Origin of the sequence: Neobacillus sp. B4I6, from assembly GCF_050434045.1 — a bacterium.
Lineage (GTDB): Bacteria > Bacillota > Bacilli > Bacillales > Cytobacillaceae > Neobacillus.
On record NZ_JBNPWB010000002.1, the window covers coordinates 5,708,006 to 5,722,500 of the forward strand.

Here is a 14,495-nt window from a genome sequence, read left to right on the forward strand (position 1 = left end):
TACTTTTTGAAAAGTGAATAAGAAAAGGGGTTTTTTAGATGAAAGTGCCTGTTGTTGTGATGCGTGGAGGAACTAGCAAAGGTGTGTTTTTTAATTTTGATGATATGCCATCAGATCGTTCGCTTTGGGATGAATTTATGTTAGATATAATGGGAAGTCCAGATAGCAGACAAATTGACGGACTTGGTGGGGCCAATTCATTAACGAGTAAAGCAGCAATTATCAAAAAGTCGGGTTTTGAAGGTATTGACGTAGAATACACCTTCGCACAAGTTAGTATTGAAAATCAATTGGTTGATTTCAAAGGAAACTGCGGAAATATTTCTTCTGCGGTAGGTCCATATGCAATTGAACAAGGTCTAGTACCAGCAATTGAGCCAATTACAACTGTTAGAATCTTTAATACAAATACTCAAAAAGTAATCATTTCTGAGGTAGAGGTTGAGAACGGTCAAGTAAAAACAGATGGAATGTGTTCAATTCCAGGTGTTCCAGGAACAGGTTCTCCTATCTATCTATCATTCACTAATGCTGAAGGTGCAGTAACAGGAAAACTATTTCCAACCGGAAACTCAATTGATGTCATTCAAACACCTAGAGGTCCGATAAATGTATCGATAATCGATGTTGCTAATCCATTAGTTTTTATTCATGCACATGATGTTGGCCTTAAAGGGACTGAACTTCCTCATGAATTTACACCAGAAAAGCTAACTGAATTAGAAGAAATCAGATCGATTGCAGCCGAAATGTGCCAATTTGCTACGAAAGAAGAAGCAACAAAAAAATCACCTGCTGTTCCTAAATTAACGATTATTGCTCCTCCTATGGATTATATTGATGTAACAGGAGTGGAGAGAAAAACTGAAAATATGGACTGTACAATAAGAATGATGTCTATGCAAAAACCACATCAAGCACTTGCGATTACAGGTGCGATCTGTACAACTGCAGGTGCATTTTTAAATGATACAATCTTATCCGATACTATTAATGTAAAACAAGAAGTTATCCGATTAGCACATCCTGCTGGAATCATGGAAACAAAGGTTGATTTAATTGCAGGAAATATTACCGCAATTAAGGTAGTAAGAACAGCACGTGTGATTTTGGAAGGATATGCATATACAAAGAAAAATTACGAGTATATATCTAAGTTAGCGTAAATTATATAAGTAAATGTTTTACTAAATGAGGTATCTGGAAGGTAAAAGCCCCTGTTAACGACTTGGAAATGGAAAATGAATTTGTGCATTTACTGTTCCATGAAGATGGCACGTATGATGTAACGGATAAAAAAACCGGTGAGGCCTTCCAGCGTCTCGGTATATACGAAGACACAGGCGATGTCGGGAACGAATATATGTTCAAGGAAGCGAAGGGTTATTCCGCCATCACAACAAAAGGGATACCAGCGGAATTTACCTTATTGGAAAGAAGTGCCCTGCTTACAGTCCTTGAGTTTAAGCACACGTTATCGATTCCAGTTTCGGCGGACGAGCGACTTGACGTCGAACGTCATAAACTCATTTGGCATAAGGAAAGAGATGCAGGAAGAGCCAATGAAATGACTGCCATTTCGCTTCGAACCGTTGTGACACTCGAAAAAGGCTGGGAGCCGATTTCTCGTCTTGGGCAATTCTATAACCAGCTTCTAATTGGAATGGCTTCTTCTGAGCTTGTGTTTGAGTTTTTAGATGAACGACCTAGTGTGATAGAATCTCCAAATCCTATTAAACTTTCCTCGATTAAAGGCCATATTGATTTTGAAGAGGTAGAGTTTTCTTACGATGGAAAACGAAAAGCGTTAAATGGAGTTTCTCTTACGATTAAAGCAGGTGAGACGACAGCGGTAGGGGAACGTCAGCTTCTCTCTTTTGCAAGAGCACTCCTGGCTGACCCGAAAATTCTCATCCTTGATGAATCAACAGCGAGCATTGATACAGAGACTGAGGTAAAAATTCAAAAGGCATTAAAAACATTATTAAAAGATAGAACCGCCATAATGATTGCTCATAGGCTCTCAACCATCAGAGAAGCAGACAAAATTATTGTACTGGACCATGGACATATCCTTGAGCAAGGAAATCACGACACACTAATGGCAGAACAAGGAGTTTACTATGAACTAGTAAAAGCCCAATACAAAATGCTAGGCTAGGTCCTGTGCGTTGCAATCCCAAAAGTAGACAAAATAAAATAGGGTTTAGAGAAAGGAATCAAGGATAATCGCTCGGGTTCCTTTCTTCTTCTCATCGTTTCGTAGGGCTGAATTTGGTTATGATTTGAGAGGAAAGGGGTGTTATCTCAAAAAAGTTTTGAGGAAATGAACAGTCCATTAAAAAAAAGAAAAACTTTCTGTTGCATAAGTAAATCGAAGGTGCTATTATAAGGAAGTTGCTTTTAACGGCTGTCAAATTCGTTGAAAGTGAGAACAAAAAAATTAAAATATTATATTGACATAGTAATAGAGATTCGATATAATAATAAATGTCGCTTCTGACATGATAGATTGTTCTTTGAAAACTAAACAAACAAAAACGTGCAAACAAACAAAAAATATCGTGTTTCTTCTATTAATATGAGGAACATGAGCCAACGTAACAAAATGAGCTAATCAACTTTCTTGGAGAGTTTGATCCTGGCTCAGGACGAACGCTGGCGGCGTGCCTAATACATGCAAGTCGAGCGAACCTGCAGGAGCTTGCTCCTGTTGGTTAGCGGCGGACGGGTGAGTAACACGTGGGCAACCTGCCTGTAAGACTGGGATAACACCGGGAAACCGGTGCTAATACCGGATAATCCTTTTCCTCTCATGAGGAAAAGCTGAAAGTCGGTTTCGGCTGACACTTACAGATGGGCCCGCGGCGCATTAGCTAGTTGGTGAGGTAACGGCTCACCAAGGCGACGATGCGTAGCCGACCTGAGAGGGTGATCGGCCACACTGGGACTGAGACACGGCCCAGACTCCTACGGGAGGCAGCAGTAGGGGATCTTCCACAATGGACGAAAGTCTGATGGAGCAACGCCGCGTGAGCGATGAAGGCCTTCGGGTCGTAAAGCTCTGTTGTTAGGGAAGAACAAGTACCGGAGTAACTGCCGGTACCTTGACGGTACCTAACCAGAAAGCCACGGCTAACTACGTGCCAGCAGCCGCGGTAATACGTAGGTGGCAAGCGTTGTCCGGAATTATTGGGCGTAAAGCGCGCGCAGGCGGTCCTTTAAGTCTGATGTGAAAGCCCACGGCTCAACCGTGGAGGGTCATTGGAAACTGGGGGACTTGAGTGCAGAAGAGGAAAGCGGAATTCCACGTGTAGCGGTGAAATGCGTAGAGATGTGGAGGAACACCAGTGGCGAAGGCGGCTTTCTGGTCTGTAACTGACGCTGAGGCGCGAAAGCGTGGGGAGCAAACAGGATTAGATACCCTGGTAGTCCACGCCGTAAACGATGAGTGCTAAGTGTTAGGGGGTTTCCGCCCCTTAGTGCTGCAGCTAACGCATTAAGCACTCCGCCTGGGGAGTACGGCCGCAAGGCTGAAACTCAAAGGAATTGACGGGGGCCCGCACAAGCGGTGGAGCATGTGGTTTAATTCGAAGCAACGCGAAGAACCTTACCAGGTCTTGACATCCTCTGACACTCCTAGAGATAGGAATTTCCCCTTCGGGGGACAGAGTGACAGGTGGTGCATGGTTGTCGTCAGCTCGTGTCGTGAGATGTTGGGTTAAGTCCCGCAACGAGCGCAACCCTTGATCTTAGTTGCCAGCATTCAGTTGGGCACTCTAAGGTGACTGCCGGTGACAAACCGGAGGAAGGTGGGGATGACGTCAAATCATCATGCCCCTTATGACCTGGGCTACACACGTGCTACAATGGATGGTACAAAGGGCTGCAAGACCGCGAGGTTTAGCCAATCCCATAAAACCATTCTCAGTTCGGATTGCAGGCTGCAACTCGCCTGCATGAAGCCGGAATCGCTAGTAATCGCGGATCAGCATGCCGCGGTGAATACGTTCCCGGGCCTTGTACACACCGCCCGTCACACCACGAGAGTTTGTAACACCCGAAGTCGGTGGGGTAACCGCAAGGAGCCAGCCGCCTAAGGTGGGACAGATGATTGGGGTGAAGTCGTAACAAGGTAGCCGTATCGGAAGGTGCGGCTGGATCACCTCCTTTCTAAGGATAAAGCTGGACATATGAGCCAGACAAAACAGTTTGTTTGATTGACGTTTCTTGTTTGTTTAGTTTTGAGAGTGCAATTCTCTCAAGACACTTTCGTTCTTTGAAAACTAGATAATCGTAATGAAGAAGTCAATGTAAGAACCGAGTCAATGCCATTTTAGTTTTCTCTCTTATGTAAGTAAGAGAATAACCTTTTAGGTTAAGTTAGAAAGGGCGCACGGTGAATGCCTTGGCACTAGGAGCCGATGAAGGACGGGACTAACACCGATATGCTTCGGGGAGCTGTAAGTAAGCTTTGATCCGGAGATTTCCGAATGGGGGAACCCACTGTTCGTAATGGAACAGTATCTTTACCTGAATACATAGGGTATGGAAGGCATACCCGGGGAACTGAAACATCTAAGTACCCGGAGGAAGAGAAAGCAAACGCGATTCCCTGAGTAGCGGCGAGCGAAACGGGACATAGCCCAAACCAAGAGGCTTGCCTCTTGGGGTTGTAGGACACTCAACATGGAGTTACAAAGGAACGGGGTAGATGAAGCGACCTGGAAAGGTCCGTCATAGAAGGTAAAAACCCTGTAGTCGAAACTTCGTTCCCTCCTGAGTGGATCCTGAGTACGGCCGGACACGAGAAATCCGGTCGGAAGCAGGGAGGACCATCTCCCAAGGCTAAATACTCCCTAGTGACCGATAGTGAACCAGTACCGTGAGGGAAAGGTGAAAAGCACCCCGGAAGGGGAGTGAAATAGTTCCTGAAACCGTGTGCCTACAAGTAGTTAGAGCCCGTTAATGGGTGATAGCGTGCCTTTTGTAGAATGAACCGGCGAGTTACGATCCCATGCAAGGTTAAGTTGAAGAGACGGAGCCGCAGCGAAAGCGAGTCTGAATAGGGCGTATGAGTATGTGGTCGTAGACCCGAAACCAGGTGATCTACCCATGTCCAGGGTGAAGTCCAGGTAACACTGGATGGAGGCCCGAACCCACGCACGTTGAAAAGTGCGGGGATGAGGTGTGGGTAGCGGAGAAATTCCAATCGAACTTGGAGATAGCTGGTTCTCTCCGAAATAGCTTTAGGGCTAGCCTCACGTAGTAAGAGTCTTGGAGGTAGAGCACTGTTTGGACTAGGGGCCCTCATCGGGTTACCGAATTCAGACAAACTCCGAATGCCAAAGACTTATCCGTGGGAGTCAGACTGCGAGTGATAAGATCCGTAGTCAAAAGGGAAACAGCCCAGACCACCAGCTAAGGTCCCAAAGTATACGTTAAGTGGAAAAGGATGTGGAGTTGTTTAGACAACCAGGATGTTGGCTTAGAAGCAGCCACCATTTAAAGAGTGCGTAATAGCTCACTGGTCGAATGACTCTGCGCCGAAAATGTACCGGGGCTAAACGTATCACCGAAGCTGTGGATTGACATCTTAGATGTCAGTGGTAGGAGAGCGTTCTAAGGGCGTTGAAGCTAGACCGTAAGGACTGGTGGAGCGCTTAGAAGTGAGAATGCCGGTATGAGTAGCGAAAGATGAGTGAGAATCTCATCCACCGAATGCCTAAGGTTTCCTGAGGAAGGCTCGTCCGCTCAGGGTTAGTCGGGACCTAAGCCGAGGCCGAAAGGCGTAGGCGATGGACAACAGGTTGATATTCCTGTACCACCTCTTTATCGTTTGAGCAATGGGGGGACGCAGGAGGATAGGGTAAGCGCGCTGTTGGATATGCGCGTCTAAGCAGTTAGGCTGAGAAGTAGGCAAATCCGCTTCTCGCGAAGGCTGAGCTGTGACAGCGAGGGAAATTTAGTACCGAAGTTCCTGATTCCACACTGCCAAGAAAAGCCTCTAGCGAGATAAAAGGTGCCCGTACCGCAAACCGACACAGGTAGGCGAGGAGAGAATCCTAAGGTGAGCGAGAGAACTCTCGTTAAGGAACTCGGCAAAATGACCCCGTAACTTCGGGAGAAGGGGTGCTTTTTGAGGTGAATAGCCTCGAAGAGCCGCAGTGAATAGGCCCAGGCGACTGTTTAGCAAAAACACAGGTCTCTGCGAAGCCGCAAGGCGAAGTATAGGGGCTGACGCCTGCCCGGTGCTGGAAGGTTAAGAGGAGGGGTTAGCTCACGCGAAGCTCTGAATCGAAGCCCCAGTAAACGGCGGCCGTAACTATAACGGTCCTAAGGTAGCGAAATTCCTTGTCGGGTAAGTTCCGACCCGCACGAAAGGCGTAACGATCTGGGCACTGTCTCAACGAGAGACTCGGTGAAATTATAGTACCTGTGAAGATGCAGGTTACCCGCGACAGGACGGAAAGACCCCGTGGAGCTTTACTGTAGCCTGATATTGAATTTTGGTACAGCTTGTACAGGATAGGTAGGAGCCTGAGAAGCCGGAGCGCTAGCTTCGGTGGAGGCGTCGGTGGGATACTACCCTGGCTGTATTGAAATTCTAACCCGCACCCCTGATCGGGGTGGGAGACAGTGTCAGGTGGGCAGTTTGACTGGGGCGGTCGCCTCCTAAAGAGTAACGGAGGCGCCCAAAGGTTCCCTCAGAATGGTTGGAAATCATTCGCAGAGTGTAAAGGCACAAGGGAGCTTGACTGCGAGACCTACAAGTCGAGCAGGGACGAAAGTCGGGCTTAGTGATCCGGTGGTTCCGCATGGAAGGGCCATCGCTCAACGGATAAAAGCTACCCCGGGGATAACAGGCTTATCTCCCCCAAGAGTCCACATCGACGGGGAGGTTTGGCACCTCGATGTCGGCTCATCGCATCCTGGGGCTGTAGTCGGTCCCAAGGGTTGGGCTGTTCGCCCATTAAAGCGGTACGCGAGCTGGGTTCAGAACGTCGTGAGACAGTTCGGTCCCTATCCGTCGTGGGCGCAGGAAATTTGAGAGGAGCTGTCCTTAGTACGAGAGGACCGGGATGGACGCACCGCTGGTGTACCAGTTGTTCTGCCAAGGGCATCGCTGGGTAGCTATGTGCGGACGGGATAAGTGCTGAAAGCATCTAAGCATGAAGCCCCCCTCAAGATGAGATTTCCCATAGCGCAAGCTAGTAAGAACCCTGAAAGATGATCAGGTTGATAGGTCAGAGGTGGAAGCGTGGTAACATGTGGAGCTGACTGATACTAATCGTTCGAGGACTTAACCATATTTTTAAGGCACACTCGTTTTACAAACTTCTTCTGCATTATCTAGTTTTGAGGGAATGATACCTCAAAAAACAAGTCTGGCAGCAATGGCGAGAAGGTCACACCCGTTCCCATACCGAACACGGAAGTTAAGCTTCTCAGCGCCGATGGTAGTTGGGACACGCGTCCCTGTGAGAGTAGGACGTTGCCAGGCTTACCCTTTGGGTTTATTTTTTTGCCAACATTAAATATGGCCCCTTGGTCAAGCGGTTAAGACACCTCCCTTTCACGGAGGTAACACGGGTTCGAGTCCCGTAGGGGTCACCATATTTGGAGGATTAGCTCAGCTGGGAGAGCATCTGCCTTACAAGCAGAGGGTCGGCGGTTCGATCCCGTCATCCTCCACCATATTTACCTTTCATACTTTACGCCGGGGTAGCTCAATTGGTAGAGCAACTGACTTGTAATCAGTAGGTTGGGGGTTCAAGTCCTCTCGCCGGCACCATTTTTCTTTCATCTTATGATGAGCCATTAGCTCAGTTGGTAGAGCATCTGACTTTTAATCAGAGGGTCGAAGGTTCGAGTCCTTCATGGCTCACCATTTTAAATGAATATGCGGGTGTGGCGGAATTGGCAGACGCACCAGACTTAGGATCTGGCGCCGCAAGGCGTGGGGGTTCGACTCCCTTCACCCGCACCATTTAATTTTCATATGCGGAAGTAGTTCAGTGGTAGAACATCACCTTGCCAAGGTGGGGGTCGCGGGTTCGAATCCCGTCTTCCGCTCCAATTGTTTTAAGCCGGGGTGGCGGAACTGGCAGACGCACAGGACTTAAAATCCTGCGGTAGGTGACTACCGTACCGGTTCGATTCCGGTCCTCGGCACCATTTAAGTTCATTAATTTCATATGCGCCCTTAGCTCAGCTGGATAGAGTGTTTGACTACGAATCAAAAGGTCGGGAGTTCGAATCTCTCAGGGCGCACTTTAACGGGAAGTAGCTCAGCTTGGTAGAGCACTTGGTTTGGGACCAAGGGGTCGCAGGTTCGAATCCTGTCTTCCCGACCATTCTTTACTTATAACTTTATGGGGCCTTAGCTCAGCTGGGAGAGCGCCTGCTTTGCACGCAGGAGGTCAGCGGTTCGATCCCGCTAGGCTCCACTTATTCGGAGGAATACCCAAGTTTGGCTGAAGGGATCGGTCTTGAAAACCGACAGGCGGGTCATACCGCGCGGGGGTTCGAATCCCTCTTCCTCCTCCATATTTTTTATTAAAATAAATGATTTCTATTGTCGCGGGGTGGAGCAACGAGCATTGCTTCATGAATAATCTGCGAGTTGTATCAATCGAGCTGCTGCTTGCATATGCTTTCTGAGATTGATACAGTCCATGGAAAATTGAGCATGGACAAAACTTTATAATTTCTATTGTCGCGGGGTGGAGCAGTCTGGTAGCTCGTCGGGCTCATAACCCGAAGGTCGCAGGTTCAAATCCTGTCCCCGCAATATGGTCCGGTAGTTCAGTTGGTTAGAATGCCTGCCTGTCACGCAGGAGGTCGCGGGTTCGAGTCCCGTCCGGACCGCCATTTTTATCCCAGTAGGTTAACTACTGTTATTATAGATTTTTTTTTTTTTAGAAAAATATATATTCTAGGCTCAGTCGGTAGAGCAGATTGTTTACATCACTGAAAAACATCTGCGGCAATCTGCGAGAAAGTACGTGAGTTCTTTCGAGCAAAGGACGTGCAGAATTAAGTTTAGGAAACCATCCTAATTACGGCTCAGTAGCTCAGTCGGTAGAGCAAAGGACTGAAAATCCTTGTGTCGGCGGTTCGATTCCGTCCTGAGCCATCGTTAAATTTAGAACTCTATTAGTCTTATATGGAGGGGTAGCGAAGTGGCTAAACGCGGCGGACTGTAAATCCGCTCCCTCAGGGTTCGGCGGTTCGAATCCGTCCCCCTCCACCATAGTAGTTAGGCAGCATAGCCAAGTGGTAAGGCAGAGGTCTGCAAAACCTTTATCCCCGGTTCAAATCCGGGTGTTGCCTCCAAATTTTTAATGCGGGTGTAGTTTAGTGGTAAAACCTCAGCCTTCCAAGCTGATGATGAGAGTTCGATTCTCTTCACCCGCTCCAAATTGGGCCTATAGCTCAGCTGGTTAGAGCGCACGCCTGATAAGCGTGAGGTCGATGGTTCGAGTCCATTTAGGCCCACTATACTAATTTATATTTTATTATTCCGCAGTAGCTCAGTGGTAGAGCTATCGGCTGTTAACCGATCGGTCGTAGGTTCGAGTCCTACCTGCGGAGCCACTTTTTTAAACCGAAGGGACGGTTCGCTTGTTCCTTTTTTATACAAACCACCTTTTAAAAAAGATTTTATTTTTTAAAGGTGGTTTTTCTGCGTCTAATAGAGATAAAATTCCTACAGATAGGAACTAACTACAAAATTATGGATACTTACTACATATTTTGGGGAATTTACAACACCTGTACGGATACTTACAACATAATTACAGACACTTACTACATATTTAATAAAACTTACGACATTTGCTGGATAAAAATTGGTAATTCGTTTAAGGCAGAAGATATTTACTACCTATTTTTGGTGACTTATACCGCCGCAGTAATAGGTATAGCCACGATTCCTGGTTCAGCAATTAATCATGGCTCCTTTTTAAAAGTGTCATGTTGAGGACAGTTTTCGACATTCTTCACAGGCATTTGGAGTACTAAATCTAGTAATGGAGCGGTCTGAGGCTACTTTTAATTAAACGTTTGGATAGTATCAAAAAGCCGTGATTTTCATAGAATCATGGAGGTTTGGGAGAAACTGATCTGTTTTTGTAGAAAGGTGGGTTATTTCCTGCGGAATGTTCAAACGCATCTCGACAATCTACATGCAAGAGTTGTAAGGAAATTCTTTTATTTCAGTACTTCCAGCTATTTCAATCAAACGTTTAATTAGTATAGCTTATAGGGTATTTAGTTGAAAGAGTGTCGTTTCGTGACGCTAGCGGTTTGATCGCTATTTTCCCCCCCTTTTTTTCTTACATTTTTCAACATTAATTATATGAATTGGGAAGGATGCTTCGATATATATCAAGGATTTAGGCGATTTTAATCAAACGTTTGATTAGTTAGGAAACTTGGGAGAAAAGGGGGAGATTTGTCAGTTCATAAAGACCCGAGGTCGGTTCTTGGAGGTTGTGGGAACCATCGCTGAGGACATTGAAACTTCCTGAAGCATTATTTCTGCTGCTTAGCTATGAAAAGGTGCTTTCTTAATTCAGGTGCCAGTCGCTGAGCGATAAAGATATAAAAACCATGCTGCTTTTTACCAGCATGGTTTTTAGACTATGGTTCGGAGTATTATTCCTCGAACGCTTCCATCAATTCCCGTAAATCTTTGATGGCTAGTTTTACACTCTCTTTTTTATTTTCATGCACTCCAGTTCCTAATAATTCATCGTGTTGAGGGAAGGAATTATTCGCTAAGCTTTTGTAGCCCTCTGGAACTGTGAATATTTCTACAGTGATCGTAAATCCCAGGCTTATATAGATTTTTATAATTTCTAGTTCTTCATTTTTAACTTTTGTTACAATTCTCATATGATAATCATCTCCAGATAGAAAGCAATCAAATTCATAGATTTAGATTTTATATATTTATATTTACTTAAACTAGTATACGCTAAAATCCTACCCTATTTCCAGTGCCTGTTAGGCCATGATATTTGTTGAAGACTGCAAGTGGCCAGGGTTTTGGTTGTTGATTTAAAAAGATAAGATATTGTTATCTCAAGAAATAGTTTTAAGGAAGTGAACTTCCCTAAAAAAAGAAAAACTTTCTGTTGCATTTGTAAATTGGAGATGTTATGATAGCTAAGTTGCTTTTAACGGCGGTTTTAATAGTTAAAAGTGAAAACAAAAAAGTTATATTATTATATTGACATAGTAATTGAGATTCGATATAATAATAAATGTCGCTTCTGACATGATAGATTGTTCTTTGAAAACTAAACAAACAAAAACGTTCAAACAAACAAAAAATATCGTGTTTCTTCTATTAATATGGAGAACATGAGCCAACGTAACAAAATGAGCTAATCAACTTTCTTGGAGAGTTTGATCCTGGCTCAGGACGAACGCTGGCGGCGTGCCTAATACATGCAAGTCGAGCGAATCAATAGGAGCTTGCTCCTGTTGGTTAGCGGCGGACGGGTGAGTAACACGTGGGCAACCTGCCTGTAAGACTGGGATAACACCGGGAAACCGGTGCTAATACCGGATAATCCTTTTCCTCTCATGAGGAAAAGCTGAAAGTCGGTTTCGGCTGACACTTACAGATGGGCCCGCGGCGCATTAGCTAGTTGGTGAGGTAACGGCTCACCAAGGCGACGATGCGTAGCCGACCTGAGAGGGTGATCGGCCACACTGGGACTGAGACACGGCCCAGACTCCTACGGGAGGCAGCAGTAGGGAATCTTCCACAATGGACGAAAGTCTGATGGAGCAACGCCGCGTGAGCGATGAAGGCCTTCGGGTCGTAAAGCTCTGTTGTTAGGGAAGAACAAGTACCGGAGTAACTGCCGGTACCTTGACGGTACCTAACCAGAAAGCCACGGCTAACTACGTGCCAGCAGCCGCGGTAATACGTAGGTGGCAAGCGTTGTCCGGAATTATTGGGCGTAAAGCGCGCGCAGGCGGTCCTTTAAGTCTGATGTGAAAGCCCACGGCTCAACCGTGGAGGGTCATTGGAAACTGGGGGACTTGAGTGCAGAAGAGGAAAGCGGAATTCCACGTGTAGCGGTGAAATGCGTAGAGATGTGGAGGAACACCAGTGGCGAAGGCGGCTTTCTGGTCTGTAACTGACGCTGAGGCGCGAAAGCGTGGGGAGCAAACAGGATTAGATACCCTGGTAGTCCACGCCGTAAACGATGAGTGCTAAGTGTTAGGGGGTTTCCGCCCCTTAGTGCTGCAGCTAACGCATTAAGCACTCCGCCTGGGGAGTACGGCCGCAAGGCTGAAACTCAAAGGAATTGACGGGGGCCCGCACAAGCGGTGGAGCATGTGGTTTAATTCGAAGCAACGCGAAGAACCTTACCAGGTCTTGACATCCTCTGACACTCCTAGAGATAGGAATTTCCCCTTCGGGGGACAGAGTGACAGGTGGTGCATGGTTGTCGTCAGCTCGTGTCGTGAGATGTTGGGTTAAGTCCCGCAACGAGCGCAACCCTTGATCTTAGTTGCCAGCATTTAGTTGGGCACTCTAAGGTGACTGCCGGTGACAAACCGGAGGAAGGTGGGGATGACGTCAAATCATCATGCCCCTTATGACCTGGGCTACACACGTGCTACAATGGATGGTACAAAGGGCTGCAAGACCGCGAGGTTTAGCCAATCCCATAAAACCATTCTCAGTTCGGATTGCAGGCTGCAACTCGCCTGCATGAAGCCGGAATCGCTAGTAATCGCGGATCAGCATGCCGCGGTGAATACGTTCCCGGGCCTTGTACACACCGCCCGTCACACCACGAGAGTTTGTAACACCCGAAGTCGGTGGGGTAACCGTAAGGAGCCAGCCGCCTAAGGTGGGACAGATGATTGGGGTGAAGTCGTAACAAGGTAGCCGTATCGGAAGGTGCGGCTGGATCACCTCCTTTCTAAGGATAAAGCTGGACATATGAGCCAGACAAAACAGTTTGTTTGATTGACGTTTCTTGTTTGTTTAGTTTTGAGAGTGCAATTCTCTCAAGACACTTTCGTTCTTTGAAAACTAGATAATCGTAATGAAGAAGTCAATGTAAGAACCGAGTCAATGCCATTTTAGTTTTCTCTCTTATGTAAGTAAGAGAATAACCTTTTAGGTTAAGTTAGAAAGGGCGCACGGTGAATGCCTTGGCACTAGGAGCCGATGAAGGACGGGACTAACACCGATATGCTTCGGGGAGCTGTAAGTAAGCTTTGATCCGGAGATTTCCGAATGGGGGAACCCACTGTTCGTAATGGAACAGTATCTTTACCTGAATACATAGGGTATGGAAGGCATACCCGGGGAACTGAAACATCTAAGTACCCGGAGGAAGAGAAAGCAAACGCGATTCCCTGAGTAGCGGCGAGCGAAACGGGACATAGCCCAAACCAAGAGGCTTGCCTCTTGGGGTTGTAGGACACTCAACATGGAGTTACAAAGGAACGGGGTAGATGAAGCGACCTGGAAAGGTCCGTCATAGAAGGTAAAAACCCTGTAGTCGAAACTTCGTTCCCTCCTGAGTGGATCCTGAGTACGGCCGGACACGAGAAATCCGGTCGGAAGCAGGGAGGACCATCTCCCAAGGCTAAATACTCCCTAGTGACCGATAGTGAACCAGTACCGTGAGGGAAAGGTGAAAAGCACCCCGGAAGGGGAGTGAAATAGTTCCTGAAACCGTGTGCCTACAAGTAGTTAGAGCCCGTTAATGGGTGATAGCGTGCCTTTTGTAGAATGAACCGGCGAGTTACGATCCCATGCAAGGTTAAGTTGAAGAGACGGAGCCGCAGCGAAAGCGAGTCTGAATAGGGCGTATGAGTATGTGGTCGTAGACCCGAAACCAGGTGATCTACCCATGTCCAGGGTGAAGTCCAGGTAACACTGGATGGAGGCCCGAACCCACGCACGTTGAAAAGTGCGGGGATGAGGTGTGGGTAGCGGAGAAATTCCAATCGAACTTGGAGATAGCTGGTTCTCTCCGAAATAGCTTTAGGGCTAGCCTCACGTAGTAAGAGTCTTGGAGGTAGAGCACTGTTTGGACTAGGGGCCCTCATCGGGTTACCGAATTCAGACAAACTCCGAATGCCAAAGACTTATCCGTGGGAGTCAGACTGCGAGTGATAAGATCCGTAGTCAAAAGGGAAACAGCCCAGACCACCAGCTAAGGTCCCAAAGTATACGTTAAGTGGAAAAGGATGTGGAGTTGTTTAGACAACCAGGATGTTGGCTTAGAAGCAGCCACCATTTAAAGAGTGCGTAATAGCTCACTGGTCGAATGACTCTGCGCCGAAAATGTACCGGGGCTAAACGTATCACCGAAGCTGTGGATTGACATCTCTGATGTCAGTGGTAGGAGAGCGTTCTAAGGGCGTTGAAGCTAGACCGTAAGGACTGGTGGAGCGCTTAGAAGTGAGAATGCCGGTATGAGTAGCGAAAGATGAGTGAGAATCTC

2 protein-coding genes, 19 tRNA genes, 5 rRNA genes and 1 pseudogene (1 of these 27 cut by a window edge) are annotated in these 14,495 nt (G+C 46.9%); 26 read left to right on the forward strand and 1 reads right to left on the reverse strand.

Going from position 1 to position 14,495, the window contains the following annotated elements; all coding sequences use genetic code 11:
• Nucleotides 1–38: 38 nt before the first annotated feature.
• The 24 genes and pseudogenes from QF028_RS30340 (at nt 39) to QF028_RS30455 (ending at nt 9,600) form a co-directional block, all read left to right on the forward strand.
• Nucleotides 39–1,166 (forward strand): 2-methylaconitate cis-trans isomerase PrpF family protein, encoded by a 1,128-nt coding sequence (locus QF028_RS30340; RefSeq protein WP_215006336.1) that lies wholly within the window; start codon nt 39–41, stop codon nt 1,164–1,166.
• 446 nt (nt 1,167–1,612) lie between these two features.
• A pseudogene (locus QF028_RS30345) lies at nt 1,613–2,161 on the forward strand (hypothetical protein); the annotation flags it as partial.
• 462 nt (nt 2,162–2,623) lie between these two features.
• Nucleotides 2,624–4,173, forward strand: a 16S ribosomal RNA gene (locus QF028_RS30350).
• 203 nt (nt 4,174–4,376) lie between these two features.
• Nucleotides 4,377–7,311: ribosomal RNA gene (locus QF028_RS30355) — 23S ribosomal RNA — on the forward strand.
• A 76-nt stretch (nt 7,312–7,387) separates the two neighbouring features.
• Nucleotides 7,388–7,504, forward strand: a 5S ribosomal RNA gene (rrf, locus tag QF028_RS30360).
• Together the 16S, 23S and 5S rRNA genes with 19 tRNA genes alongside form the textbook arrangement of a ribosomal RNA operon.
• Before the next feature lie 38 nt (nt 7,505–7,542).
• A tRNA-Glu gene (locus QF028_RS30365) sits at nt 7,543–7,617 on the forward strand.
• Nucleotides 7,618–7,622: 5 nt separating this feature from the next.
• Nucleotides 7,623–7,698, forward strand: a tRNA-Val gene (locus QF028_RS30370).
• Between the two features lie 21 nt (nt 7,699–7,719).
• Nucleotides 7,720–7,795 (forward strand) — tRNA-Thr (locus QF028_RS30375).
• A gap of 20 nt (nt 7,796–7,815) precedes the next feature.
• Nucleotides 7,816–7,891 (forward strand) — tRNA-Lys (locus tag QF028_RS30380).
• A gap of 14 nt (nt 7,892–7,905) precedes the next feature.
• A tRNA-Leu gene (locus QF028_RS30385) sits at nt 7,906–7,990 on the forward strand.
• Nucleotides 7,991–8,004: 14 nt separating this feature from the next.
• A tRNA-Gly gene (locus QF028_RS30390) sits at nt 8,005–8,079 on the forward strand.
• A 10-nt stretch (nt 8,080–8,089) separates the two neighbouring features.
• Nucleotides 8,090–8,178: transfer RNA gene (locus QF028_RS30395), tRNA-Leu, on the forward strand.
• 22 nt (nt 8,179–8,200) lie between these two features.
• Nucleotides 8,201–8,274: transfer RNA gene (locus QF028_RS30400), tRNA-Arg, on the forward strand.
• Nucleotides 8,275–8,280: 6 nt separating this feature from the next.
• A tRNA-Pro gene (locus QF028_RS30405) sits at nt 8,281–8,357 on the forward strand.
• A gap of 20 nt (nt 8,358–8,377) precedes the next feature.
• Nucleotides 8,378–8,450, forward strand: a tRNA-Ala gene (locus QF028_RS30410).
• Nucleotides 8,451–8,457: 7 nt separating this feature from the next.
• Nucleotides 8,458–8,550 (forward strand) — tRNA-Ser (locus QF028_RS30415).
• A gap of 170 nt (nt 8,551–8,720) precedes the next feature.
• Nucleotides 8,721–8,794: transfer RNA gene (locus QF028_RS30420), tRNA-Met, on the forward strand.
• Nucleotides 8,795–8,797: 3 nt separating this feature from the next.
• Nucleotides 8,798–8,874 (forward strand) — tRNA-Asp (locus QF028_RS30425).
• 192 nt (nt 8,875–9,066) lie between these two features.
• Nucleotides 9,067–9,139 (forward strand) — tRNA-Phe (locus QF028_RS30430).
• 32 nt (nt 9,140–9,171) lie between these two features.
• Nucleotides 9,172–9,256: transfer RNA gene (locus tag QF028_RS30435), tRNA-Tyr, on the forward strand.
• Between the two features lie 9 nt (nt 9,257–9,265).
• Nucleotides 9,266–9,339 (forward strand) — tRNA-Cys (locus QF028_RS30440).
• Nucleotides 9,340–9,349: 10 nt separating this feature from the next.
• Nucleotides 9,350–9,423: transfer RNA gene (locus QF028_RS30445), tRNA-Gly, on the forward strand.
• Between the two features lie 4 nt (nt 9,424–9,427).
• Nucleotides 9,428–9,501, forward strand: a tRNA-Ile gene (locus QF028_RS30450).
• A gap of 24 nt (nt 9,502–9,525) precedes the next feature.
• Nucleotides 9,526–9,600, forward strand: a tRNA-Asn gene (locus tag QF028_RS30455).
• Between the two features lie 1,062 nt (nt 9,601–10,662).
• On the opposite strand, the gene QF028_RS30460 is transcribed toward QF028_RS30455, so the two are convergent.
• Nucleotides 10,663–10,902 carry a hypothetical protein gene (locus QF028_RS30460; protein WP_429471300.1) on the reverse strand — a complete coding sequence of 80 codons (240 nt, stop codon included), beginning with the start codon at nt 10,900–10,902 and terminating at the stop codon, nt 10,663–10,665.
• Nucleotides 10,903–11,406: 504 nt separating this feature from the next.
• On the opposite strand from QF028_RS30460, the gene QF028_RS30465 reads away from it, so the two are divergent.
• Together QF028_RS30465 and QF028_RS30470 are read left to right on the forward strand one after the other, a co-directional pair.
• Nucleotides 11,407–12,956 (forward strand): 16S ribosomal RNA (locus tag QF028_RS30465).
• Between the two features lie 203 nt (nt 12,957–13,159).
• A 23S ribosomal RNA gene (locus tag QF028_RS30470) occupies nt 13,160–14,495 on the forward strand (it continues 1,599 nt past the right edge of the window).

What these genes read in the sequence shown, in the direction of transcription:
- QF028_RS30340 (WP_215006336.1), top strand. Translation starts at nt 39, where the DNA reads ATGAAAGTGCCTGTTGTTGTGATGCGTGGAGGAACTAGCAAAGGTGTG.
- QF028_RS30460 (WP_429471300.1), bottom strand. Translation starts at nt 10,902, where the DNA reads ATGAGAATTGTAACAAAAGTTAAAAATGAAGAACTAGAAATTATAAAA.